Raw genomic sequence first — 22,733 nt, 5'->3', positions numbered from 1 at the left:
CGGGCAACCGGTCAGCTGAGCCGTTCGAGGACCATCGCCATGCCCTGGCCACCACCGACACACATGGTCTCCAGGCCGACGGTCCGGTCGTGCCAGGCCAACGCGTTCAGCAGCGTCCCGGTGATCCGCGCCCCGGTCATCCCGAACGGATGACCGACCGCGATCGCGCCGCCCATCACGTTGAGCTTCTCCAGCGGGATGCCCAACTGCTGGTACGACGGGATCACCTGCGCCGCGAACGCCTCGTTGATCTCCACCAGGTCGACGTCGTCGATGGTCATGCCCGCCCGGCGCAGCGCCTGCCGGGAAGCCTCCACCGGACCGAGTCCCATGATCTCCGGCGACAGCCCGGTGACCCCGGTGGAGACGATCCGGGCCAGCGGGGTGATGCCCAGGTCCCGGGCCCGTTCGGCGCTCATCACCACCACCGCGGCGGCACCGTCGTTGAGCGGGCAGCAGTTTCCGGCGGTGATCCGGCCGTCGGGGCGGAACACCGGCTTGAGCCCGGCCACCCCGTCCAGGGTCACCCCGGCGCGGGGGCCGTCGTCGGTGCCGACCACGGTGCCGTCCGGCGTGGTCACCGGGGTGATCTCCCGGGCCCAGAAGCCGTCGGCGATCGCCTTCTCCGCGAGGTTCTGGCTGCGTACGCCGAACTCGTCCATCTCGGCCCGGCTGACGTCGTACACCTGGGCCAGGTTCTCCGCGGTCTGCCCCATCGCGAGGTAGATGTCCGGCAGTTCGCCGTCGAGTCGCGGATCCTGCCAGGTGGCGGCACCGCCCTCGGCCCGGGCGGCGGACCGGGCCCGCGCCGCGTCGAACCGGGGGTTCTGCCAGCCGCCGCCGACCAGCGCCTGCGCCTCCGGGGGCAGGCCGTCGGAGTTGCCGCGGGCGTACCGGGAGACGCATTCCACGCCGGCAGAGACGAAGACGTCGCCCTCGCCGGCCCGGATCGCGTGCAACGCCATCCGGGTGGTCTGCAGCGAGGAGGCGCAGTAGCGGGTGAGGGTGGCGCCGGGCACGGTGTCCAGCCCGAGCAGGGTGGTCACCACCCGGGCCAGGTTGAAGCCCTGCTCACCGCCGGGCAGGCCACAGCCGAGGTAGAGATCGTCGATCTCGTTCGGGTCGAGTTGCGGCACCTTGTCCAGGGCGGCTCGGACGATGGTGGCGGCGAGGTCGTCGGGGCGTACCTCCCGTAGGGAGCCCTTGTGGGCCCGGCCGATCGGTGAGCGGGCGGTGGCGACGATGACTGCTTCGCGGGGGGACGCGGTCGACATGAGGCAACGTTAACCTCACCCGCCCCGTCGGTCGCCCTCGGGCGCGGTGAATCCCTGTACGACCGCATCGGCTCACCGACCGGCCGATGACCGGGAGATACCGGACGGCGTACGGGCGTTACCGCTGGCGGGTGCCGGCGGCCGCCCGGGCCACCGCCGGCAGCAGAGCATGCGCCCAGACGCGGTATCCGTCGGCCGACGGGTGGTAGCCGTCGTGGCACAGCGTGCCCGGATCGGCCCGGAACACCGCACCGGTCTCGGCGGCCAGGTCCACCACCGTGCCGCCGGCCTCGACGACCGCGACCGCCTGGGCCCGCGCGGTCCGCCGTCCGAACCAGCCGACGAGCTGACGCAACGGCGGTGCGATGGCCCGGACCGCGCCGAGGTCGGGACAGGTGCCGACGACCACCCGCACCCCGGCCGTACGCAGGCGGCGTACCGCCGCGCCGAGGTGGGCCGCCGCCTCGCCCGGACGGCGCAGTGAGGTCGCGTCGTTGGCGCCGACCAGGATCACCGCCACGTCCGGACGTTCGCCCAGCAACGCCCGGGCGACCTGGGTGGCCAGGTCGGTGGAGCGGGAGCCGGAGACACCGACGCTGGAGAGCCACACCTGCCGCTCCGGGCCACCGTTCGGCGCGGCGCCCTCGGAGACCAGCCGGGCGAGTTGACCGCCCACCGTGTCCTCGGCCCGTTCCACCCCGACCCCGAGCGCCGCCGAGTCGCCGAGCAGCACCAACCGCAGCGGCGGCGCCCCGGTACGACCGACCGTGGAGCGCAGGGCCAGGCCCAGTTCCGGCTGGGCGTACCGCCGGGTGCGGGCCAGGAAGGCCTCGCCGACCAGCAGCGCGAGCCCGCCGGCCGTACCGGCGATCAGCGTGGCGGCGGCACCGCGGACGAGCCGACCGGTCATCGTCGGTCCGGCCGGGGTCGGCCCGAACGCCTCCCGCCCCGTCATGCCAGTTCCTCTACTGTGGACGCCGCTGTGGCGTCCCGCGCGGTTGCTCCGTCCCGCGATGTCGTCCCGTTCACCGTTGCCGTCCCGTCCCGCAGCGGCGTACCGCCGGGCGCCGGTGTCGTCGCCGAATCCGCCGCCGTGCCCGGTACCGCCGTTTCCGTCGTCGTCTCCAGCGTCACGGTAGCCGCCGTCGGGTCCGGTGCCACTGATTCCGCCGCCGGACCGGCCGCCACGGCCGCGCCACGCGGATGCCCGAACCAGTGTCCCCGGCGACGCAGTTGCGCCCACCGTCCGCCGGGGCCGTGGTCACGACCACCGACCCGGACGCCACGTACCTCCGTGCCGGCGTGCCGGGCCGCCTCGTGGGCCGCCTTCGGAAGAGACCGTACGCCGTGATCGCCGACCTGCGCCGCCCGCCGCTCCGGCCCGACCCCGAGCGCCGCCAGTACGGTCGGCAGTATCGCCGCCGCGGCGATCGCGTAGCCCTCGGCCGACGGGTGGAAGTGGTCCCAGGCGAACATCCGGGTCGGCTCGGCGGCGAACCTGGGGCCGAGCAGGTCCCCGAGGGAGACCGTCCAGCCACCCGCCTCGACCACCGCGACGGTCTGCGCGGCGGCGAGCTGACGGCTCCACCGTCGGGCCAGCCAGCGCAGCGGCGGCTTGATCGGCTGGATCGCGCCGAGGTCGGGACAGGTGCCGACCACCACCTCCGCGCCGGCGGCGCGCAGCCGGTGGACCGCGTCGACGAGAAACCGGACCGCCACCGCGGGCGGCGTACGGTTCGTCACGTCGTTGCCACCGATCAGGATCACCGCCACGTCGGGGTTCCGTTCCAGCGCCGCGTCGACCTGCGGGCGCAACCCGGCGGAGAGGCAGCCGACCACGGCGTACCGGTAGAGCCGGACCGGCCGGCGCAGTCGGCGCGACGTGCCCGTGGCGAGCAGTGCCCCGGGCGTCTCCCGGGGACGGTGCACCCCGTAGCCGGCGGCCGACGAGTCACCCAGCACCACCATGGTGATCGGTTCGCCGGGGAACTTGGCGCCATAGATCCCGTCGCCACGTGGGGGCGGTGCCTCGGCCATCGGAATCACCCGGCGGGCCTGCCGGGCCTGGGCGACCAGCAGGCCGGTCGTCGCGGCGGTGCCCACCGCGGTCACCCCCACGCCGACGGCCGTGGCCGTGGCCACCTGCCGGGCGAGCTGCCACGGCGACCGTTTCGCCTGCACTGATCCGGCCGGACTCATCAAGGCCCCCCGCCTGTCGCGCCGTACCCCGCGACCTTCGAGACTATCTCGGTTACCTGCTCCGGCGCTGTCGGCGTTACGCCTCTCGCCGGGTAACCCGCGCTCCGTCGTGGTCAGCCCAGGTCATGCTGCCGCCGCGCCCGGCGACCTGCGGCCCGGGGGAGCGGGGACGGTCGCAACGAGCGACCTGTTGCGGACGGATGCATCATGAATCCAGGCGACGAGGAGGGCACCGACATGGCGAAGACACTCAGGCGCACCGCGGCCTTCAAGGCACTGTTCCACGCGCTGTCCGCCGGCTCCCGGGGCGGGCCGTCGCTGGGGCGCCGGCTCGGCGCCCTGCCCCGGATGGTCCGGGCCACCCTGCGCGGCGAGTACGACGGCGGCCTGCGGCTGGCGATGATGACCGCCGCCACCGCGTACGTGGTTTCGCCGATCGACGCCATGCCAGAACTGATGATGCTGCTCTTCGGCCTCGCCGACGACGCGCTGCTGGTGACCTGGCTCGCCGGGGCGGTGCTCGCCGAGACCGAGCGCTTCCTGGTCTGGGAGGCCCGGCGGGAGAGCGTGGTCCCCGGCCACGTGGTCGGCTGACGGCACGTAGGCTGGACCGCGGCGGTACGCGACCGGCAACCAGGCCGGCCGCGGCCGACGGTTCGCCGGGCCGACGGTTCGCCGGGCCGACGGTCACGCCGGCACCGTGGCCGACAGCCGGCCCGCCACACGAGCCACACCAGCCAGCCAACAGCCATAATCCGTCACCCGACCGCGCACGCCACCCGCACCGACCGTGCCCCGGCCTGTGCGGTCCGGCGGGCGAGCAGCGGGAAGGGCACGACGAGGTGCGCTACTACGACAACGTCATCGAGCTGATCGGCGACACACCCCTGATCCGGCTCCGCCGGGTGACCGAGGGGATCGCCGCCACCGTGCTCGCCAAGGTGGAGTACTTCAACCCGGGCGGTTCGGTGAAGGACCGGATCGCGCTGCGGATGGTCGAGGAGGCGGAGGCCGCCGGCCTGCTCCGGCCCGGCGGCACGATCGTCGAGCCGACCAGCGGGAACACCGGCGTCGGACTGGCCCTGGTGGCCCAGATGCGCGGTTACAAGTGCGTCTTCGTCTGCCCGGACAAGGTCAGCGAGGACAAGCAGAACGTGCTGCGGGCGTACGGCGCCGAGGTGGTCGTCTGCCCGACGGCGGTGGCCCCGGAGGACCCGCGCTCGTACTACAACGTCTCGGACCGGCTGACCCGGGAGATCCCCGGTGCCTGGAAGCCGAACCAGTACGCCAACCCGGCCAACCCGCGCTCGCACTACGAGACGACCGGCCCGGAGGTCTGGGACCAGACCGGCGGCAAGATCACGCACTTCGTTGCCGGGGTGGGCACCGGCGGGACCATCTCCGGCACCGGCCGCTACCTCAGGGAGGCGTCCGGCGGGGCGGTACGGATCATCGGCGCCGACCCGGAGGGCTCGGTCTACTCCGGCGGCACCGGTCGGCCGTACCTGGTCGAGGGGGTCGGTGAGGACTTCTGGCCGGAGACGTACGACCGGGAGATCTGCGACGAGATCATCAAGGTGTCGGACAAGGCGTCGTTCGATCTCACCCGACGTCTCGCCCGCGAGGAGGGGCTGCTGGTCGGCGGCTCCTGCGGGATGGCGGTGGCCGCCGCGCTGGAGGTGGCCCGCAGGGCCGGCCCGGAGGACGTGGTCGTGGTGCTGCTGCCGGACGGCGGCCGGGGCTACCTGTCAAAGATCTTCAACGACGGCTGGATGGCCCGGTACGGCTTCATGGCCACCAGCGACACCGAACCGACCGTGGCCGACGCGCTCGCGAACAAGCCGGGCGGCATCCCGGAGCTGATCCACGTCCACCCGACCGAGACGGTCCGGGACGCGATCGACTACATGCGGGAGTACGCCGTCTCCCAACTCCCGGTGCTCAAGGCCGAGCCGCCGGTGGTGACCGGCGAGGTGGCCGGTTCGATCGCCGAGCGGGATCTGCTCGACGCGCTCTTCACCGGGCAGGCGCACCTGCACGACACCATCGAGCGGCACATGGGGCCGCCGCTGCCGATGATCGGTGGCGGGCAGCCGGTCAGCGAGGCGGTCGGGCTGTTGGAGAAGACCGACGCCGCGCTGGTGCTGGTCGACGGCAAGCCGAAGGGCGTACTCACCCGGCAGGACCTGCTCGCCCACCTCGGCGCCCACTGAGCTGTCCGTGGTCGTCAGGAAGGGCCCTTCCCGCACAGGATGGGACAGGAGGGCCCTTCCTAACCACGATGCTCGGTCAACTCGGCCGGTACGGCGACCACGTCGACAAACGCGCCCCGGCGCAGTACGGTCACCGGCAGTCGACTGCCGATGGCCGGACCGAGCATGAGTTTCTGCAGGCTCTGGCCGTTCGGCAGCGGTACGGGCACCCCGGCGACGCCCAGCCAGGCCCGCCGGACCCGGCCACTGCTGACCAGTTCGCCGATGATCTGCCGGGTGGTCGAGTTGAGCGGCACCGCCAAACCGAGGCCGTATCCGGCGACGGCGGTGTTGATCCCGACCACCCGGCCGGCCGCGTCGGCGAGCGCACCACCGGAGTTGCCCGGGTTGAGCGCGGCGTCGGTCTGGATCACGTCCTCGATCAGCCGGACGACCCGGCCGTCCCGGGCCGGCAGTGACCGGCCCAGCCCGGAGACCACTCCGGCGGTGACCGAGCCGGCGAGCCCCATCGGGTTGCCGACCGCGACGACCAGTTGGCCGATCCGCAGCGGGTCGGCGTCGCCGAGTTCGACGGGCCGGGTGGTGGTGGCCCGGACCCGGAGTACGGCCAGGTCGGAGAGCGGGTCGGTGCCGACCACGTCGAACCGGGCCTCCGCGCCGTCGCCGAAGGTGGCGAATCCGCCGGTGCCGCCCTGGACCACGTGCGCGCTGGTGAGCAGGAAGCCGTCGTCGGTGAAGGTCACCGCCGAGCCGGCCCCGGCACCGCGCGGTGTCCGTACCGACAGGGCCGCGACGCTCGGCAGCACCCGGGCCGCGACGGTGGTGACCACCCGGGAGTACGCGTCGAGCGCGGCCGACTCCGGGTCGGGGTGTTCGGTGTTCATGTGCGGGCACAACACCCGGACGAGGGCCGTCGATGCCGCCCGCCGCTGCGCCGACAGCGAACAGCCGGCCGGTCTCCCCCGTCGTGGCGAAGCGCTACCGCCGCCCCGGCGGCCGTCAGGGCAGGTCGCGCGCGTACCGGAGCTGCGGGGTCTGCACCCCGCCGATGTCGCCGTCCCGTTCGGCGCCGTCGGGACGCCAGCCGCCCCGGAGATAGAACTCCCGGGCGTGCAGGTTGTCGGCGAGCACCCAGAGCACCGCCCGGGACCAGCCCCGGGCGTGGAGTTTCGCCAACGTGTCGACCATCAGGGTCCGGCCGATCCCGCGCCCCTGAACGGCCGGATCCAGGTGGATCGCGTAGAGCTCGCCGACGTCCGGACCGGCCGAGGCGGGTTCCTCCGGATCGTGCGGGCCGAGATAGGTGAAACCGACGAGCTGGCCGTCCTGCTCGGCCACCGTCAGCAGGTGGGTGTCCCGCTCGTACGCCCAGCGTTCCGACCAGTAGTGACCCATCATCTCGGCGGAGACCGAGGCGAGGGCGTCAGCCGGGATGATGTGCCGGTAGGCCGCTGCCCGGGAGGACTGGTGCAGGGCGCCGACGGTCGGCAGATCCGGGGCGGCCGCCGGACGGAGAGTGATCATCATCCGATCGTAGTGACGTGACGCCGCGATCACCCAGGCCGCTGCGGCGGGTCCGGGACCGGCGACGGCGGCTGGTCGGGCGCCGCCGACCGGGGCTCGGCGACGGTCCGTCGGGCGGGCACCGGCACCCGGACCAGGTCCTCCGCGATGACCAGGTCACCGTCGAACCGGGTACGCGCCTCGGCGGCGAACCGCTCGATCGCCGAGGGACGGTCGGGCGTACCCGGCCCCGGCGGGCCGTACCGCTGGGAGAAGTGGGTGAGGACGAGTCGACGTACGCCGGATTCGGCTGCCACCCGGGCGGCCTGGGCGGCGGTCAGGTGACCGACCTCGGCGACCGTGGAAGTGGGTGACACAGATCCGGGTCAGGTCGCCGGCGGCGACGCCGGCGAACATCATCTGACGCTGGGTGCCCTCGCCCGGGTCGAAGAGGATCACCTCGCGGTCCCAGCGCAGCAGGTAGCCGTTGTGGTTGCGGTGCCGGGTCGGCACCTGACTGGCCGTGCCCAGCACCGTCAGCTCGCGTACGGTCACGCCGGACTCCTGGGGAAATGGTCGACCCCCGGGGTTCCCGCATGACGTGGGTCACGCGGGCGCCGACTGGACTAGGCCGGCGCCCCGGGGGTCGGGTGGCTGTCGTGGATTCGCCGCACCGCTGCCACACGGTCTCGACGACTTCTGAAGCTGCCCACCTCACGGCGGACACCGAAACTGTCAAGGACAGCGGCTAGCGGACAGCCACCTCACGAGTCCCATTGCTATACAAAGCTCGGACCACCTCCCTTCCCGTGTACCGCCACGCTATCCACCCTCGGGCGGCGGCGGCAACGGTTTTTGACCACACCCCCGGGCGGTGGCCCGTACGCCCTGGTCAGGGCTGGTTGGGTGGGGTCGCCCGGCCGATGGCCCGGGGTGCCCCGCCCTCGGGGTGCTCGGCCTCGGGCGGTGGGGTCGCTCGGCCGACGGCCCGGGGCATTACGCCCTCGGGACGCTCGGCCTCGGCCTGCTCCTGACCCTGGCGGGCCTCTTCCTGGCGCTGGCGGGCCTCTTCCTGGCGTCGGATCGTCTCGGCGCGGTGTGCGAGATCCCTGTCGCGTTTCTCGACGGCCCGGCGACGCAACTCCGCGAGGCGGGCCTGCTCCTCCGGAGACACCGTCAAGAAGCGCTTGCCGTCGCCGCTGACGCCGACCGGTCCGCTGAACCTGTGGCCCGGCCGCGGGTGTACCCAGGGTTTGCCCTGCTGCGGGGCTCCGACAGTGTCCGGACGGGGCTCCGCTTCGGTCTCACCCTGAGGAGGAACACTGCTCTCTTCTTCGCGCACGTCGCTGCCTACCTCACCGGTGCCGGGATCTCTGTAAGGAAGATCCGGTATTTCGTCTTGGCGTACTCTTCGTACTCTTCGATGGCGTCGACTCGGAAGCTCGTGCCGCGATCGTAGAGGACCTCCAACTCGCCCTCGTGGCCGCTGTAGAGGTCGACATCCTTTCCGCCGCCGGCACCGGTTATGTGCATCATCACGTCGCCACTGAAGTGTTCTGCGATCGCTTTGTTCTGGCTGGTGCTGACGAAGCTGGGTTCCGTGACGACGGCGCCCTCCGCTCTGTGTGACAGCGCGTCCTGGTATCTGTTGAGGAAATCCTGCAACTCTGCTTCCGTCGTGAAGCCGAGTCCACGATACGTCTCACCATGATGGCCTGGCAGCTTCGCAAGTCCTTCGGAAATCCCGTTGGCTATGTCTGGGATCTCCTCCGGGTTGAGGAACGGTCGGTCGCCCAGGGATTCTCCGCGTAGGAACGTGTTTATCTCGTTGTACTGGTATCCGCTGTATGCGCGGATCGAGTCAACATCTCTCTGGGTCAGGCCGTTGTGGTCGACCGACTCTGGGACATCGGCGGAGTCGTCGCCGTCAGCGTCGGCCGGTTCGTCCCCGTCCCCGTCGCCGCCGTCATGGTCAGGCGAATCGTTGTCGGTCTCGGGCGGGTTGTCGGGGCCGTCCGGGTGGGTGGGACCGTCACCTGGCCCGTCGGGGTGTGCGAGAGCGTGGCCCGGCCCGTCCGACGGACCGCCAGGATCAAGCCCCTTGAGCTTGTCGAGGTCGTTCAGCATCGGCGCACCGGGTGACGTACCAGGGGTGCTTCCCGGGCTGCCGGTGGTCGGGCCTCCAGCGGTCGGGCCGCCCGGTGAGGAGGGGGACGTGCCGCCCGTACCCGGTCCGGTTCCGGGGTCCGGAGCGCCCGGCCCGGTTGCCGGGGCGGGCGACGCAGCGCTCGGCGTGTGGGCCAGGTCCGGTGTGGGTGTAGGCGCGCCGGGGAGAGTGCCGGTCGGTGCCCCGGGAGCGCCGGCCGTCGGCGGCGACCCGGGCGTTGTGCTGTGTGGGGCACCGGGCGGCGTGCCCTGCGGTGCGGCAGGGACGTCCGGTGCGCTGGGCATGCCTGGCGTGCTGGCCGGCGTACCACCGGGTGTGCCGGTGGCCGGCGGCTGGTGTGGGGAGCCGGCCAGGTCACCGACGGGAGGTTGCTGCGGGGTGCCGTACACCGTTCCCGGTGGTGTGCTGCCGGGTATGCCAGCGCTGGGCGGGCTGCCGGGAACCGCTCCGGGAGCCGGGCCGGGCTGACCACCCGGTGTCGTACCCGGCTGTGGCGCCCCGGAGAGACCGTCCGGCGACACCGACGGCGGTGGCCCGTGGACCGCCCACGGCGGAGCACTGCCGGGTGGACCCTGCGGTGTGCCGTACAGCCCGCCGGGTGGAGGGCTGCCGGGGGTCGACTGCGGGCTGCCGTACACCGTGCCCGGTGGAGGACCGCCGGGATTCTGCGGCGTTCCGTAGAGCCCACCGGGGGGAGGGTTCTGTGGCGAACCGTAGACCGCGCCGGGCGGTGGGCTCACCCCGGCGAGCTGTGGGTTGTTGGCCGAGGAGTAGACCGTTCCCGGCGGCGTGGTTGTCGGCGCCGGCGTGCCGGCCGGGTCGCCGACCCCGGCGAGGGACGGCTCCGGGACGGGCATCGGTGCCGGGGCGGGAGCCGGTATCGGCGCGGGTGCCGGAGCGGGCATGGGCGGTGGACTCGGCGGGGCGGGCGCTCCACCGCCGCCGTAACCGCCTCCGCCACCCCCGCCGTAGCCACCGCCTCCGCCACCACCGGCGGGGGGCGGGGGCGGTACCGCCGGGCCGGGTGGCACCGCCGGGCCGGCCGGCGTGGCAGGCATGTGTGGAATCTGGGGAGTCTGTGGCATCTGCGGCCGGATGTCGGGAGCCCCACCGCCACCACCGAAGCCGGTACCCGAGGCGGCGCGCCGGAAGGCGCTCCAGAGCTGGGCGAAGATGTCGTCGAGCTGACGCAGCATCGGCATCAGCTTGCTGATGCTCCGGACCAGGCCGAGCAGCAGGTCGGAGATCTTGGCGACCCACTTCGCGATCAGGGAACTCGCCTGCGCGACCACCCACGGGCTGGCGATGCCGAGGGTCAGGCCGGCCTCCGCCGCCCAGAGCGGGATCCGGGCGACCAGGACCGACACGAGATCGGCGATCAGATCCCGGACCAGTTCACGGACCAGCGCGACGAGCAGGCCCGCGCCCTCCACCGCCGACCCGATCCCGTTGGCCGACTGCGCCGCCGAACCGAGCGCGTCGATCTGGATCCCGATGTTCGTCCGGTACGCCGTCGCGGCCGGCCCGGCCCACTCGGCCAGCTCACCCGCGACGGCGGTACGCAGGTCGGCCGCGGCCTTCGCGGCATGCTCGGCGACGTTGCGCCAGGTCTGTGCGTTGGCGGCAATCTGGTCCGGGTCGCCGGCCAGCCAGTCCAACGCGTCGGAGACCGGCTTCACGTGCTCCATCAGCCACGACACGCCGTAACTGACCAGCGAGCCGATCGGGTCCAGGACGAGGCCCAGCGCCTCCATCGAGGTGGCCAGACCGCCGATCGTCGTGTCCACCCAGCTGCCGGACTCGATGCCGTTCACCAGGTCGGCGATGCCCTCGCCGATGCCGAGGCCGGTGTACCACTCGGTGCTGTCGACGCGGGCCGCGACCAGCGGATTGGCCGGCGCGGTCACAGCGGCAGGTCACGCTTCGGTGCGATCGACATGCTCCGGCTGGCGCTGGCCCGGTCGGTCGACTCGGCGCTCGTGGCGGCGGTGCGGAGGGCGTCGGCGGTGTCCCGCAGCGTCGTGACGGACGCGTCCAGTGCCTTGACCCCGGACGCGGAGATCATGTTGAGCAGCATCGGCAGGATGCCGGCGAGGAGTTTGCCGTACGACTCCTGGTCGCTGTGCACCTGTGCGGCCGCGGCATGGGCGGTCGTCATCGCGTCGGCGGCGGCGTCGACCGAGGTGGCGTGCCGGGTGACCGAGTCGACCGGCATCCGGATGTCCTGACCGGACACGGCTACCTCCGATCCGTACGGTCGTCGTCGGGATCGTCGGCGGGGAACCGGCTCCGGAAGCTGGCGATCACCGCCTGCCCCGACTCGGTGTCGGTGCCGACCGTCTCCTTGACCACGGTCGCGACCGACTCGGTCAGCTTGGCCTGGGCCCGGCGCATCGTACGCATGATCTCGTCGGCGAGGTCGCGGCCGGGCAGTGCCCGGGTCCGGTCGTCCAGTTCGAGTCCTTCGAGGGCACCGGAGGAGGAGACCCGTACCCGGATCGAGCCGTCGAAGTTGGCGGCGGTCGCCGAGATGGTGGCGACCCGGTCGGCCAGTTGGGTGGCCGCCTCAGCCCGGGCCGACGCCTGGGCGGACCACGACCGGATCCACTCCTCGGCCTCGGCCGGATCCCTGCCCAGCACGATGCACACCCCCCATGAAAATCGTTCGCGCGTGCGAGTGTGATTGAACCAGGCAGCCGCCACCCCGTGTGTACCGCCGTAGCCCCGGTCGTCTCCGACGTCCACTGTCCGGCACCCGCCGGCCAGGGGCCAGACCTGCGGAGACGACCCTGGGTGCGGGCATTCCCGCAAGCACCGGGCGTGGTTGCCGGCAATACGCTTAGCATTGCCCTGAGCGGAAGGCGGAGGGGGACAGGGGACGATCGTGGAGTTCTTCGTCGAGATGGTGACCACCGTGCCGGAGGGAACCAGCGAGGCGGAGGTCGACGACATCCGCGCTCGGGAGGCGGCCAACTCCGCGAGGCTTGCCGACCAGGGCCACCTGATCCGGCTGTGGCGTCCACCCCTGGCGCCCGGCGAGTGGCGGAGCTGGGGCCTCTTCCAGGCCGCCGACGCCGATCAGTTGGAACAGGTTCTCGCGACGATGCCGCTGCGGGTCTGGCGCCACGACACGGTCACGCCGCTGTCGCCGCACCCGAACGACCCGGGACCACGGAACTCGTAGCCGGTCGCCGGACGGTTCTGTCCGGCCGTTTCGTCAGCGCCGGGATGACGGAGGCCGCCATGACTATTCGTACGCCCGACGAGCAGGCGGCGCTGCACGCCGTTCTCGACCGGTGGAAGGCCGCCGTTGACGCATCGGGTGACGCCGAAGTGCGGCGGCGGCAGTAAAGTGCGGCAATGTCACGGACAGACACCGCAACCCGAGTGATCGCCGCTCCGCCTGATCGTGTCTACCATGCCCTTGTCGATCCAGACGCGCTTGCCGTCTGGCTGCCGCCGGACGGAATGAGCGGCAGGTTCGAGCGATTCGAGTCTCGAGCCGGCGGGTCCTATCGCATGGTTCTGACCTACGCGGACGCCTCGGCGGCGCCGGGCAAGGCGACGGCGGACTCCGACATTGTCGAAGCACAGTTCGTCGAACTCGTGCCCGGTGTGCGGGTCGTGCAGGCGGTGGACTTCGTCTCCGACGATCCGTCGTACGCCGGCACCATGACGATGACGTGGGAGGTCGGCGCAGCCGGCCGCGGAGCGGAGGTCACGTTCCGAGCCGAGAACGTCCCCGCCGGCATCTCCGCCGAGGACCACGCTGCCGGCCTCGCCTCCTCGCTGGCCAATCTTGCCGCTTACCTGGAGTCGTAGCCCTGGCGGCCCGAAGAGGGTCGGGATGCCCCGTGGCGAGGACCCAGGTACGGTCCAGCGCGGTTCCTGAGGGTGGGGACAGCGAGCCTCGGGAACCCCGCTGATCGCGTCAGCGCGGGCGCGGGTCCGTGGACGCGCGCCCGCGCCATGCCGGGGTCAGGCTGTCTTGGCCACGCCGACCGGGCAGGTCATCCCGTTCGGGCCGTGGTTGCAGTAGCCGTTCGGGTTCTTGGTCGGGGCCAGGTACTGCTGGTGGTAGTCCTCGGCGTAGTAGTAGTCGCCGAGCTTGCCGATCTCGGTGGTGATCTCACCGTGGCCAGCCGCCGCGACGATCGGCGCGAACGCGTCCCGGGACGCGATCGCGGTCGCCGTCTGCTCGTCCGTCGTCGTGTAGATCGCCGACCGGTACTGCGTACCGACGTCGTTGCCCTGCCGCATGCCCTGGGTCGGGTCGTGGTTCTCCCAGAACACCTTCAGCAGGTCCTCGTAGCTGATCGTCGAGGGGTCGTACACCACCTGGACCACCTCGGCGTGCGCGGTTCCGCCGGAGCAGACCTCCTCGTACGTCGGGTTCCGGGTGTAGCCGCCCGCGTAACCCGCGGAGGTGGAGATCACTCCGGGCAGGGTCCAGAACAGCCGCTCGGCGCCCCAGAAACAGCCCATGCCGAACACGGCGACCTGCGCACCCTCGGGCCACGGACCCTTCAGCGAGGTGCCGAGCACCTCGTGGCGGTCGGAGATCGGCATCGCGATCAGCCGGCCGGGCAGGGCCTGGTCGGGGGTGGGCAGTTCGGCCTTCATCCGCCGTAGGAACACGGTTCGAACTCCTCTCGTACCTCTGCCCGGTGTAACGCGGCACGGACAGGATTCCTTACCCGCCACGGCGTGGCTCAGGCCACCCGACCGAGCGAGCCGGACAGGGGGTACGAGGTAGTCGATACCCGACATCCGACCCGCGTCGCGGGTGCCGCGCCCGGACCGGCCCCGCCTAGAATCCCGGTGTCGTGGCCAACACGTTCTTCGCCGAGGGGTCGACCGGACCCGAGCGACTCACCCTCTCCAACGGCGGGACGGACGTCTTCTACGACGTCCTCACCCTGGCCGGCTGTGCGGTCGCCGACACCTCGTGGCAACAGCATCTCGCACTGCACTTCGCGGACGGGCACCGGCTCGGTCGGGGATGTGACGGGTTCGACCTCGGCGAACTGCCCTGGACCCCGGACTGGCCCGACGAGAAGCTGTTCTTCCTGCGCGTCGTCGACCTGGCCGCGACCCGGCACGGCTGGGACCGGCTCCGCTACGAACCGCCGTACGCGCTCGGCTGTCTGGCGACGTACCGGGAGATGCTGGCCGGCTACCGGCCGGTGCCGGTCGACTCGCCGGCGTGGGGTGACTGGCGCGAGCCGCCGGCACCGGAACTGCTGGCCCGCTGCGGTACGCACGACATCTACCAGGGGCGGTTGGGCTGCCGCCTCTGCGATCCCGAACTCCAGCCGCTGCCCGCGCCCTGAGGCGTGGGCGGACAACGGGAGACAGCCGCGGACAGCCGGCGGGGCGGCCGAGGCTACCCGCCGAGCGCGGCGGCGATCCGGTCGGCGTACGACCGGGCCTCGTCGTCCGAGGCGTACTTCGTCCGGGGCCAGAAGAAGCCGCGCAGGCCGTCCCCCTTCGTCCGGGGTACCACGTGGGTGTGCAGGTGTGGCACCGACTGGGACACCCGGTTGTTGATCGCCACGAAGGTGCCACCGGCGCCCAGACCGGCCTCGACGGCCAGGGCGAGCCGCCGGACCAGCGCGAAGTAGGCCGGCACCTCGGCCGGTGGCAGGTCACCGAGGGTCTCGTGATGATCCCGGGGCACCACCAGCAGATGTCCCCGGAACACCGGTCGGGTGTCGAGGAAGGCCACCCCCTCCGGGGAGTCGAGCACCCGGAACGCCGGCACCGAACCCGCCACGACGCCACAGAACACGCAGCCCGCCACCAGGGCAGACTAGCCTCACTGGAATGAGTCACGGCTTCGAGACACTTGCCATCCACGCCGGCCAGGAGCCGGAGCCCCGTACCGGCGCGGTGGTGCCACCGATCTACCAGACCAGCACGTACGCCCAGGACGCCGTCGGTGATCCCCGGCTCGGCTACGAGTACAGCCGCTCCGGCAACCCGACCCGGGACGCCCTGCAGGAGTGCCTCGCCGCACTGGAGGGCGGCCCGGTCGGGCTGACCTTCGCCAGCGGGCTGGCCGCCGAGGACGCGGTGCTGCGTACCGTCTGCCGGCCGGGCGACCACGTGGTGATCCCGGACGACGCGTACGGCGGCACGTTCCGGCTCTTCGCCCGGGTCGCCGAGCGCTGGGGGCTGGGCTGGACGGCGGCCAAAATCTCTGACCTGGACGCCGTCCGGGCCGCGGTCCGCCCCGGCCAGACGAAGATCATCTGGGTGGAGACCCCGACCAACCCGCTGCTCGGCATCGCCGACATCGCCGGGCTCGCCTCGCTCGCCAAGGACGTCGGTGCGCTGCTCGTGGTCGACAACACCTTCGCCTCGCCGTACCTGCAGCAGCCGATCGCGCACGGCGCGGACATCGTCGTGCACTCCACCACCAAGTACGTCGGCGGCCACTCCGACGTGGTCGGCGGCGCCCTGGTCGCGGCGAGCGCCGCGCTCGGCGAGGAACTGCGCTACCACCAGAACGCGATGGGCGGGGTCAACGGCCCGTTCGACGCCTGGCTCACCCTGCGCGGGGTGAAAACCCTCGCGGTACGGATGGACCGGCACTGCGACAACGCCGAGCGGATCGCCGAGTACCTCAGTGGACACCCGGCGGTCGCCCAGGTCCTCTACCCCGGCCTGCCCGAACACCCGGGGCACGAGGTCGCCGCCAAGCAGATGCGCCGGTTCGGCGGAATGATCTCCTTCCGTGCCGCCGGTGGCGAGGAGCAGGCGGTACAGATCTGCAACCGGGCGAAACTCTTTGTCCTCGCCGAGTCGTTGGGCGGCGTCGAGTCGCTGATCGAGCACCCGGGCCGGATGACGCACGCAAGTGCCGCCGGCTCGCCGCTTGAAGTTCCCGCCGATCTCGTGCGACTGTCTGTCGGCATCGAGACCGCCGACGACCTACTCGCGGACCTGGAGCAGGCGCTCGGCTGACCGCCGTCGGAGACGTACGTGACCGGGGCGTGCCGCGTGGGATGGCGCGGCCCGCGCCGGTCGTACGGCAGGGTGGGAGCTGACCCCGCCCGCTCCGGGCGGTACTGCGGACGAGCCGATGGGGAGGTGGCCGTGCAGGACATGATGCCGACCTGGGTCGGCGCGACCGCGAAGCAGATCGCTCGCGCGGTCCGACGTGGTGACACCTCCGCCACCCAGGTGGTGGCGGATCACCTTGAGCACATCGCCCGGGCGGACCGGGAACTCTGCGCGTTCCGGGCGGTACGCGGCGGCGAGGCGATCGTCGAGGCGGAGAAGGTCGACGAGCAGGACGACCTGGCCAACCTGCCGCTGGCCGGGGTGCCGGTGGCGATCAAGGAGAACACCCCGGTCGCCGGGCTGCCGACCTGGAACGGGTCGGCTGCGGTCCGTACCCCGATCGCCGAGACCGACCACGAGGTGGTCCGGCGGTTGCGTGGTGCCGGCGCGATCATCGTCGGGGCGACCCGGATGCCGGAACTCGGACTCTTCGCGACGACCGACGACGACACCGCGGTGACCCGCAACCCGTGGCAGCCCGGCCGTACCCCGGGTGGCTCGTCGGGTGGAGCCGCGGCCGCGGTCGCCGCCGGCCTGGTGCCGATCGCCCAGGCCAACGACGGCCTCGGCTCGATCCGGATCCCGGCCGCCTGCTGTGGCCTGGTCGGGCTCAAGCCGGGTCGGGGCGTGGTGCCGTGCCAGATGCCCGCCGACGACTGGTTCGGCCTGACCGAGCACGGAATCCTGGCCACCACCGTGGCCGACGCCGCAGTCGGCTTCGCCGTCCTCGCCGGACGCCGACCGGACAAGTTGGTCCCGCCGGAGCGGCTGCGGGTCGCCGTCTCGCTCCGCTCGCCGGTCGTCGGGGTACGCCCCGACGCCCCGAACCGGGACGCGGTCACCACCGCCGCCCGGCTGCTGACCACGGCCGGCCACGAGACGGCCAGCCTGGACCCGGTCTATCCGACCTCGCTCGGTCTGCGGGGGGTCGCGACCTGGCTCGCCTCGGCCAGCCGGATCATCGACGAGTTCAAGCTGGACCCCGGCACCCTGCAGCGGCGCAGCCGCCGGCACGCGGCGCTCGGCGCCTGGGCGGACCGACGCGGCCTGGTCCAGGAGAAGGACCGGACGGCCTGGCGGGAGCGGTCGATCGCCTGGTTCCAGGACAACTCGGTGGACCTGCTGCTCACCCCGGCCCTGGCCAGCGCCCCGCTGCCGGCGGTCAACTGGGCCGGTCGCTCCTGGCGGGCGAACCTGCTGGCCTGCATCCGGTACGCCCCGTACGCCGCGCCGTGGAACATCGCCGGCCTGCCGTCGCTGGTCGTACCGGTCGGAATCCGTCCGGACGGGCTGCCGGTCGGGGTGCAGCTCGTCGGCCCGCCCGGCTCGGAACTCCTGCTGCTCGGGGTCGCCGGGCAGTTCGAGCTGACCGCGCCCTGGCAGCGGCACGCACCCGGCTTCCCGAGGGTGCCGACTCCGGCCGGTTGACCGTGACCCCGGTGCGCCCGGCGACCGCCCCTGCCGCCGCGTACCGGTCCGGCACGAAAAATCGATCTTCTTCCGTCGTCCGTTCCACTACCGTGGGCGCGTTTTGGTCAACGGAACGAGGACGGGTGCCCATGGGCTGCGAGACCTGCGACACCGATATTCCGGCCGGTAGGTCGGACTGCCCCACCTGTTACACCCCGGTCGGCGCGCCGGCCGTGCTGCCGGGCGTCAAGATCCATTCGGTGTGGACGTTCGGCCTGGCCGCGACCGCCGCCGTCGCACTGGCGATGCTGGCCGACGCGGCGGTGCTGCTGTCGCCGGTGATCGGTCTGCAGCTGGCCCGCCGGGCGGAGCGGGACCTCGATCCGGCCGCCCTCGACCAGGCCGCGGTCCTCGAGGCCGTGCTGGCGTTCGGCCAGACGGCGATCGTGCTGGTGGCGGCGGTACTGGTGATCATCTGGTGCTACCGGGTCCGGGACAACCTAGACGCCTTCGCCGGTTCGGCACCCGAGCTGCGTACCGGGTGGGCGATCGGCGGCTGGTTCGTGCCCTTCGCCAACCTGGTGATCCCGTTCCGGGTGATGGCCGACGTCGCCCGGGTCAGCCTGTTCCGGGCCGGCACCCCCGGTCTGGTCTGGGGTTGGTGGCTGTCGTTCGTGGTCTACGTCTGGGGCGGCCAGGCGGTCTCCCGGTACGACCTGGGGCAGTTCACCGAGCTGCCGTTGCCGATCGATCCGGCGGACTTCGCCGCCCACGTCGACTACTACCAGCAGGCGCTGTTCCGCAACTCGGTGGTGTTGGTCGCCGGTGTGCTGGCCGCGGTGACGTTCGGGCTGCTCGCGGTGCGGGTGTCCCGGGCGCAGGAGGCCCGGATCGCCCGCGGCGCGCCGCGCGGACCTGTGATGCCCGGCATGGCGGTGCCGGCGCCTTAGTCATTCCGGCCACCGTGATGCGACGATCTGGGACATGACGGAGCTGGTCGGACTCGCCGAGGTAACCGCCGCACGCGAACTGCTCGCCGACGTGATCCGGACCACTCCGTTGGAGCCTTCCCGGCCACTGTCCGCGGCCCTCGGTGGTCCGGTCTGGCTCAAGGGCGAGCACGTGCAGCGGGCCGGGTCGTACAAGGTCCGCGGGGCGTACGTCCGGATCGCCCGGCTCAGCGCGGCCGAGCGGGACCGTGGGGTGGTCGCGGCGAGCGCCGGCAACCACGCCCAGGGGGTCGCCCTGGCGGCCGGCCTGCTCGGCGCCACCGCGACGGTCTTCATGCCGGTGGGCGCGCCGCTGCCGAAGGTGGCGGCGACCAAGGGGTACGGCGCCCAGGTCGAACTGGTCGGCAGCACCGTCGACGAGTCGCTGGTCGCCGCGCAGGACTTCGCCGAACGTACCGGCGCGGTCTTCATCCACCCGTTCGACCATCCGGACGTGATCGCCGGCCAGGGCACGGTGGCGCTGGAGATCCTCGAACAGTGCCCCGAGGTGCGCACGATCGTGGCCGGGGTCGGCGGCGGCGGGCTGGTCTCCGGTCTCGCGGTGGCGGCCAAGGCGCTGCGCCCGGAGGTACGGGTGATCGGGGTGCAGGCGGCCGGTGCGGCCGCGTTCCCGCCCTCGCTGCTCGCCGGAGCGCCGGTACGGCTGCCGTCGTACGCGACGATCGCCGACGGCATCGCGGTCGGCCGACCCGGTGAGGTCACCTTCGCACACGTCAGCAAACTGGTCGACGACGTGGTGACGGTGTCGGACGAGGACATCTCGCGGGCCCTGCTGATGCTGCTGGAACGGGGCAAGCAGGTGGTGGAGCCGGCGGGGGCGGCCGCGGTCGCGGCGTTGATGGCCGGGGTGGTGCCGGTCGAGCCGCCGGTGGTGGCGGTGCTCTCCGGCGGCAACATCGACCCGCTGCTGATGCTGCGGGTGATCGAGCACGGGCTGGCCTCGGCCGGCCGGTTCCTGCGGATCACCGTGCGCTGCGCGGACCGGCCCGGGCAGTTGGCGTCACTGCTCGGCCTGATCGCCGAGCACCGGGGCAACGTGGTCGACGTGGTGCACCAGCGGCAGAACCCGCATCTGCGGCTCGGTGAGGTCGAGGTGGCGCTCTCGGTGGAGACCCGGGGCGCCGAGCACTCCGACCGGCTGATCAGCGCGCTGCGGGGCAGCGGCTACCAGGTTGACGTCGCCCAGCCGGGCTGAGCCCGGCTGGGCGGTCGGGGTTGCCCGGCCGGTCAGCGGCCGAACGGCTCGAACCGGACCACGGTCACCTTGATCTCGGCGCCGCTGGGTGCGGTGTAGTGGACCGTCTGGCCCGGGCGGGCGCCGAGGATGGACTTGCCGAGGGCCGACTCCGGGCTGTACACGGTCAGGTCGGTGGTCGCGGCGATCTCCCGGGAACCGAGCAGGAAGGTCTCGGTGTCGTCGGTGTCGTCGTCGAAGTGGATCGTGACGACGCAGCCCGGTCCCACCACGTCGGCGGCGGGCGCCTCGCCGACCTGGGCGGTCCGGAGGAGTTCCTGGAGCTGGCGGATCCGGGCCTCCTGCTTGCCCTGCTCCTCCCGGGCGGCGTGATAGCCGCCGTTCTCCCTGAGGTCACCCTCTTCGCGTCGGGCGTTGATCTCTGCGGCGATGGCCGGCCGAGCGGCGATCAGCTCGTTGAGCTCCGCCTGCAGCCGGTCGTAGGCCTCCTGGGACAGCCAGGTGGCTGCCGCGCGGTCGGTCGTGGACACAGACGATCTCCTCGGGTAGTCGTGCGGCGGACAGGGACGAATTACCAAGTTACCAGTGCACTACACACGGGACGCCAGGTCATTTATCGCCGTACGGGGACCTGCGGTGCGGCGGCCCAGCCCTGCCTGGTCCCGGGCCGGCGGCCCGCCGTCCCGGCCCCGCCGGTCGCTCAGACGCCGGGTGCGGTCGTGACCCGGCGGCGGGCGGGGACCTGGCTCAGTCGGCGGGGCGGCAGCGAAGCACCTCTCCGATGATCGGCCGGGCGGCGGTGGCGAGGCGGTGCCGGGCGGTCAGGTGCCGCTGTCCCGGTTCCGCGGCGACCCGCAGCTCCTCGCGACCGACCTCGGCGCCGTCCTTGGACCGCGCCCGCAGCACGCAGATCGCCGACCCGCCCTCCGGTACGGTGACCCGGAAGTCGATCACCACCTGCGTCTCGGTGATCTGGGTGTAGGTGATCACCTGGGCGTCGTAGTTGGGGTCGCCGTACTGGCGGTAGAGCCGGAACGAGACGGCTACCATCACCCCGAGCAGCACCGCCACCAGCAGCACCGCGACCCAGGGACGCCGTTGCCGGCCCGCACGCCGGTGCCCGTACCGGCCGGGCGGGAAAACCGGGGCGGCGGTCGGTGGTGTGGTGGGCGTCTCGGGCACCGGTGGTGATCTCCTGGGACTGATGTCGGTGGCATCGGCAAGAATGGGTAGGCCCCATCCTCTCAGCCGGAGGTCCGGCCGGAGACGGCAGGTCCACCTGAGGAGTACGGCACCACACCACCCGTCCAGCACCAACGGCGGGGCCGCACAACCACCGGGTCGCACGACCAGCCGACCAGCCCGGCCGGCACGGGTTCGGCCTGGTACGACGAGGGAGCACACCGGAGTTGACTGAGCAGCTACGCCTGATGGCCGTGCACGCCCATCCCGACGACGAGTCGAGCAAGGGCGCGGCGACCATGGCCAGGTACGTCGCCGAAGGCGTGCAGGTCCTCGTCGTCACCTGTACGGGCGGCGAGCGTGGCAGCGTGCTGAATCCGAAGATGGACCGACCGGACGTCTGGGCCAATATCGCCGAGATCCGTCGGGCGGAGATGGACGCGGCCCGGGCCATCCTCGGCATCGACCAGGCGTGGTTGGGTTTCGTCGACTCGGGGCTGCCCGAGGGTGATCCGCTGCCGCCGCTGCCGGAGGGCTGTTTCGCGCTGCAGGACGTCGAGGTCGCGGCCGCTCCGCTGGTCCGGCTGATGCGCGAGTTCCGGCCGCACGTGGTGACCACGTACGACGAGGAGGGTGGCTACCCGCACCCGGACCACATCATGTGTCACAAGATCAGCGTCGCGGCGTTCGACGCGGCCGGCGACCCGGCCCGGTATCCCGAGCTCGGCGCGCCGTGGCAGCCGTCGAAGCTCTACTACGACATCGGCTTCTCCAAAGCCAAGATCACCGCATTGCACGAGGCGGTGCTGGCCACCGGCAAGGAGTCGCCGTACGCGGAGTGGCTGCAGCGCTGGGAGGACCGGCCGGACAAGGGTCCCCGGATCACCACCCGGATCGAGTGCGCGGAGTACTTCCCGGTCCGCGACGACGCGCTGCGGGCCCACGCCACCCAGATCGACCCGGACGGCTTCTTCTTCCAGGTGCCGATGGAGGTGCAGCGGCGGGCCTGGCCGACGGAGGACTTCGAGCTGGCCCGTTCGCTGGTCGACAGTCCGCTACCCGAGTCGGACCTGTTCGCCGGGATCCGCGAGACCACGCACGCGGGATGAGCACGGACAGGCGTACGGTGGGGGACAACTCGCACATCGGAGGAATCCCGTCATGCTGACCGCTGCGCAGGTGCTCGCGGAGAACAACTTCGGGGACACCCGGACCGGCGGCCTGGCCGGGCCGATGGGTCTGTTCCTGATCGTCGTACTGGCCATCGCCACCGTGCTGTTGATCCGTAACATGAACGCCCGGCTGCGTCGGCTGCCCGACCGGTTCCCCGAGCAGCCGACCGCCGGGCCCGGGTCGTCGGACGCTGCCACGATGGTCTCCGCCGACAGCGGAACGGTCGATGCGGAGGAATCTCATGGAAGCGCTCCCAAGGGCGCTGACCAGGGTGGAAAGAGCCCCAGCACGCCATGATTCACGCTAATCCGACGCGGCGCCCCCTGTTGCGCTCAATCG

23 protein-coding genes and 2 pseudogenes are annotated in these 22,733 nt (G+C 72.2%); 11 read left to right on the top strand and 14 right to left on the bottom strand.

Annotation, left to right across the window (positions count from 1 at the left end; translation table 11 throughout):
• Window positions 1–11: 11 nt before the first annotated feature.
• The 3 genes and pseudogenes from ABGB21_RS09095 to ABGB21_RS09085 form a co-directional block, all read right to left on the bottom strand.
• On the bottom strand, window positions 12–1,274 hold the full coding sequence (locus ABGB21_RS09095; protein ID WP_347677310.1) for an acetyl-CoA C-acetyltransferase: 1,263 nt from the start codon (window positions 1,272–1,274) through the stop codon (window positions 12–14).
• A gap of 118 nt (window positions 1,275–1,392) precedes the next feature.
• Window positions 1,393–2,184, bottom strand: coding sequence for an SGNH/GDSL hydrolase family protein (locus ABGB21_RS09090; RefSeq protein ID WP_347651347.1), 792 nt, complete (start codon window positions 2,182–2,184; stop codon window positions 1,393–1,395).
• A 311-nt stretch (window positions 2,185–2,495) separates the two neighbouring features.
• Window positions 2,496–3,473 (bottom strand): annotated as a pseudogene (locus tag ABGB21_RS09085) (SGNH/GDSL hydrolase family protein); the annotation flags it as partial.
• 237 nt (window positions 3,474–3,710) lie between these two features.
• Here ABGB21_RS09085 and ABGB21_RS09080 point away from each other — a divergent pair.
• On the top strand, window positions 3,711–4,067 hold the full coding sequence (locus ABGB21_RS09080) for a YkvA family protein (RefSeq protein WP_347651248.1): 357 nt from the start codon (window positions 3,711–3,713) through the stop codon (window positions 4,065–4,067).
• A 248-nt stretch (window positions 4,068–4,315) separates the two neighbouring features.
• On the top strand, window positions 4,316–5,686 hold the full coding sequence (locus ABGB21_RS09075; protein ID WP_347651247.1) for a cystathionine beta-synthase: 1,371 nt from the start codon (window positions 4,316–4,318) through the stop codon (window positions 5,684–5,686).
• A 59-nt stretch (window positions 5,687–5,745) separates the two neighbouring features.
• On the opposite strand, the gene ABGB21_RS09070 is transcribed toward ABGB21_RS09075, so the two are convergent.
• The 7 genes and pseudogenes from ABGB21_RS09070 to ABGB21_RS09040 all read right to left on the bottom strand — a co-directional run bounded on the left by ABGB21_RS09070 (window position 5,746) and on the right by ABGB21_RS09040 (window position 11,996).
• Window positions 5,746–6,570, bottom strand: coding sequence for a trypsin-like peptidase domain-containing protein (locus tag ABGB21_RS09070; RefSeq protein ID WP_347651246.1), 825 nt, complete (start codon window positions 6,568–6,570; stop codon window positions 5,746–5,748).
• Window positions 6,571–6,685: 115 nt separating this feature from the next.
• Complete coding sequence (locus ABGB21_RS09065) at window positions 6,686–7,210, bottom strand: GNAT family N-acetyltransferase (RefSeq protein WP_347651245.1); 525 nt, start codon at window positions 7,208–7,210, stop codon at window positions 6,686–6,688.
• A gap of 107 nt (window positions 7,211–7,317) precedes the next feature.
• Window positions 7,318–7,744 (bottom strand): annotated as a pseudogene (locus tag ABGB21_RS09060) (MBL fold metallo-hydrolase); the annotation flags it as partial.
• A gap of 337 nt (window positions 7,745–8,081) precedes the next feature.
• Complete coding sequence (locus ABGB21_RS09055) at window positions 8,082–8,369, bottom strand: hypothetical protein (protein ID WP_347651244.1); 288 nt, start codon at window positions 8,367–8,369, stop codon at window positions 8,082–8,084.
• 170 nt (window positions 8,370–8,539) lie between these two features.
• Window positions 8,540–11,263 carry an ADP-ribosyltransferase gene (locus ABGB21_RS09050; protein ID WP_347651243.1) on the bottom strand — a complete coding sequence of 908 codons (2,724 nt, stop codon included), beginning with the start codon at window positions 11,261–11,263 and terminating at the stop codon, window positions 8,540–8,542.
• The gene (locus tag ABGB21_RS09045; RefSeq protein ID WP_347677307.1) at window positions 11,260–11,592 is read right to left on the bottom strand and encodes a type VII secretion target; all 333 of its coding nucleotides are present in this window, start codon (window positions 11,590–11,592) and stop codon (window positions 11,260–11,262) included. The genes ABGB21_RS09050 and ABGB21_RS09045 overlap by 4 nt, the downstream gene beginning before the upstream one ends.
• 2 nt (window positions 11,593–11,594) lie before the next feature.
• A complete protein-coding gene (locus tag ABGB21_RS09040) occupies window positions 11,595–11,996 on the bottom strand; it encodes a YbaB/EbfC family nucleoid-associated protein (protein ID WP_347651241.1) in 402 nt (133 codons plus the stop codon).
• Between the two features lie 244 nt (window positions 11,997–12,240).
• Here ABGB21_RS09040 and ABGB21_RS09035 point away from each other — a divergent pair, with 244 nt between their 5' ends.
• Window positions 12,241–12,540, top strand: a complete 300-nt coding sequence (locus ABGB21_RS09035) for a muconolactone Delta-isomerase family protein (RefSeq protein WP_347677305.1) — start codon at window positions 12,241–12,243, stop codon at window positions 12,538–12,540.
• A gap of 176 nt (window positions 12,541–12,716) precedes the next feature.
• A complete protein-coding gene (locus tag ABGB21_RS09030) occupies window positions 12,717–13,178 on the top strand; it encodes an SRPBCC family protein (protein ID WP_347677304.1) in 462 nt (153 codons plus the stop codon).
• A gap of 156 nt (window positions 13,179–13,334) precedes the next feature.
• Here ABGB21_RS09030 and msrA read toward each other — a convergent pair whose 3' ends face one another.
• Window positions 13,335–13,994 (bottom strand): peptide-methionine (S)-S-oxide reductase MsrA, encoded by a 660-nt coding sequence (gene msrA / locus ABGB21_RS09025; protein WP_347651239.1) that lies wholly within the window; start codon window positions 13,992–13,994, stop codon window positions 13,335–13,337.
• A 188-nt stretch (window positions 13,995–14,182) separates the two neighbouring features.
• Here msrA and ABGB21_RS09020 point away from each other — a divergent pair, with 188 nt between their 5' ends.
• A complete protein-coding gene (locus ABGB21_RS09020) occupies window positions 14,183–14,689 on the top strand; it encodes a hypothetical protein (protein WP_347651238.1) in 507 nt (168 codons plus the stop codon).
• Window positions 14,690–14,742: 53 nt separating this feature from the next.
• Here ABGB21_RS09020 and ABGB21_RS09015 read toward each other — a convergent pair whose 3' ends face one another.
• Window positions 14,743–15,159: an HIT family protein gene (locus ABGB21_RS09015; protein WP_347651237.1), complete on the bottom strand. Its 417-nt coding sequence runs from the start codon at window positions 15,157–15,159 to the stop codon at window positions 14,743–14,745.
• A 23-nt stretch (window positions 15,160–15,182) separates the two neighbouring features.
• Here ABGB21_RS09015 and ABGB21_RS09010 point away from each other — a divergent pair, with 23 nt between their 5' ends.
• From ABGB21_RS09010 to ilvA, 4 genes are all read left to right on the top strand, one after another.
• Window positions 15,183–16,325, top strand: a complete 1,143-nt coding sequence (locus ABGB21_RS09010) for a cystathionine gamma-synthase (protein WP_347651236.1) — start codon at window positions 15,183–15,185, stop codon at window positions 16,323–16,325.
• A gap of 126 nt (window positions 16,326–16,451) precedes the next feature.
• Window positions 16,452–17,852, top strand: a complete 1,401-nt coding sequence (locus tag ABGB21_RS09005; protein WP_347651235.1) for an amidase family protein — start codon at window positions 16,452–16,454, stop codon at window positions 17,850–17,852.
• Window positions 17,853–17,983: 131 nt separating this feature from the next.
• Complete coding sequence (locus tag ABGB21_RS09000; protein WP_347677303.1) at window positions 17,984–18,784, top strand: DUF4328 domain-containing protein; 801 nt, start codon at window positions 17,984–17,986, stop codon at window positions 18,782–18,784.
• Window positions 18,785–18,818: 34 nt separating this feature from the next.
• Window positions 18,819–20,039 (top strand): threonine ammonia-lyase, encoded by a 1,221-nt coding sequence (gene ilvA / locus ABGB21_RS08995; protein WP_347677301.1) that lies wholly within the window; start codon window positions 18,819–18,821, stop codon window positions 20,037–20,039.
• Window positions 20,040–20,071: 32 nt separating this feature from the next.
• On the opposite strand, the gene greA is transcribed toward ilvA, so the two are convergent.
• Window positions 20,072–20,569: a transcription elongation factor GreA gene (greA, locus tag ABGB21_RS08990; protein ID WP_347651232.1), complete on the bottom strand. Its 498-nt coding sequence runs from the start codon at window positions 20,567–20,569 to the stop codon at window positions 20,072–20,074.
• A gap of 217 nt (window positions 20,570–20,786) precedes the next feature.
• Window positions 20,787–21,221 carry a DUF4307 domain-containing protein gene (locus tag ABGB21_RS08985; RefSeq protein ID WP_347651231.1) on the bottom strand — a complete coding sequence of 145 codons (435 nt, stop codon included), beginning with the start codon at window positions 21,219–21,221 and terminating at the stop codon, window positions 20,787–20,789.
• A gap of 227 nt (window positions 21,222–21,448) precedes the next feature.
• Here ABGB21_RS08985 and mca point away from each other — a divergent pair, with 227 nt between their 5' ends.
• Window positions 21,449–22,330 carry a mycothiol conjugate amidase Mca gene (gene mca, locus ABGB21_RS08980; protein ID WP_347651230.1) on the top strand — a complete coding sequence of 294 codons (882 nt, stop codon included), beginning with the start codon at window positions 21,449–21,451 and terminating at the stop codon, window positions 22,328–22,330.
• 52 nt (window positions 22,331–22,382) lie between these two features.
• Complete coding sequence (locus tag ABGB21_RS08975) at window positions 22,383–22,691, top strand: hypothetical protein (RefSeq protein WP_347651229.1); 309 nt, start codon at window positions 22,383–22,385, stop codon at window positions 22,689–22,691.
• Window positions 22,692–22,733: the final 42 nt, after the last annotated feature.

Origin of the sequence: Plantactinospora sp. B24E8, from assembly GCF_039871735.1 — a bacterium.
In the GTDB taxonomy this organism is placed as follows: domain Bacteria; phylum Actinomycetota; class Actinomycetes; order Mycobacteriales; family Micromonosporaceae; genus Plantactinospora.
Note: the sequence above shows the minus strand (reverse complement) of the source record. Positions and strands in the feature narration are given on the sequence as shown.

Bases quoted from the DNA above. Each gene is read 5' to 3' on its own strand.
- ABGB21_RS09095 (WP_347677310.1), bottom strand. From the start codon at position 1,274: ATGTCGACCGCGTCCCCCCGCGAAGCAGTCATCGTCGCCACCGCCCGC.
- ABGB21_RS09090 (WP_347651347.1), bottom strand. From the start codon at position 2,184: ATGACCGGTCGGCTCGTCCGCGGTGCCGCCGCCACGCTGATCGCCGGT.
- ABGB21_RS09080 (WP_347651248.1), top strand. From the start codon at position 3,711: ATGGCGAAGACACTCAGGCGCACCGCGGCCTTCAAGGCACTGTTCCAC.
- ABGB21_RS09070 (WP_347651246.1), bottom strand. From the start codon at position 6,570: ATGAACACCGAACACCCCGACCCGGAGTCGGCCGCGCTCGACGCGTAC.
- ABGB21_RS09065 (WP_347651245.1), bottom strand. From the start codon at position 7,210: ATGATCACTCTCCGTCCGGCGGCCGCCCCGGATCTGCCGACCGTCGGC.
- ABGB21_RS09030 (WP_347677304.1), top strand. From the start codon at position 12,717: ATGTCACGGACAGACACCGCAACCCGAGTGATCGCCGCTCCGCCTGAT.
- ABGB21_RS09010 (WP_347651236.1), top strand. From the start codon at position 15,183: ATGAGTCACGGCTTCGAGACACTTGCCATCCACGCCGGCCAGGAGCCG.
- ABGB21_RS09000 (WP_347677303.1), top strand. From the start codon at position 17,984: ATGGGCTGCGAGACCTGCGACACCGATATTCCGGCCGGTAGGTCGGAC.
- ilvA (WP_347677301.1), top strand. From the start codon at position 18,819: ATGACGGAGCTGGTCGGACTCGCCGAGGTAACCGCCGCACGCGAACTG.
- ABGB21_RS08975 (WP_347651229.1), top strand. From the start codon at position 22,383: ATGCTGACCGCTGCGCAGGTGCTCGCGGAGAACAACTTCGGGGACACC.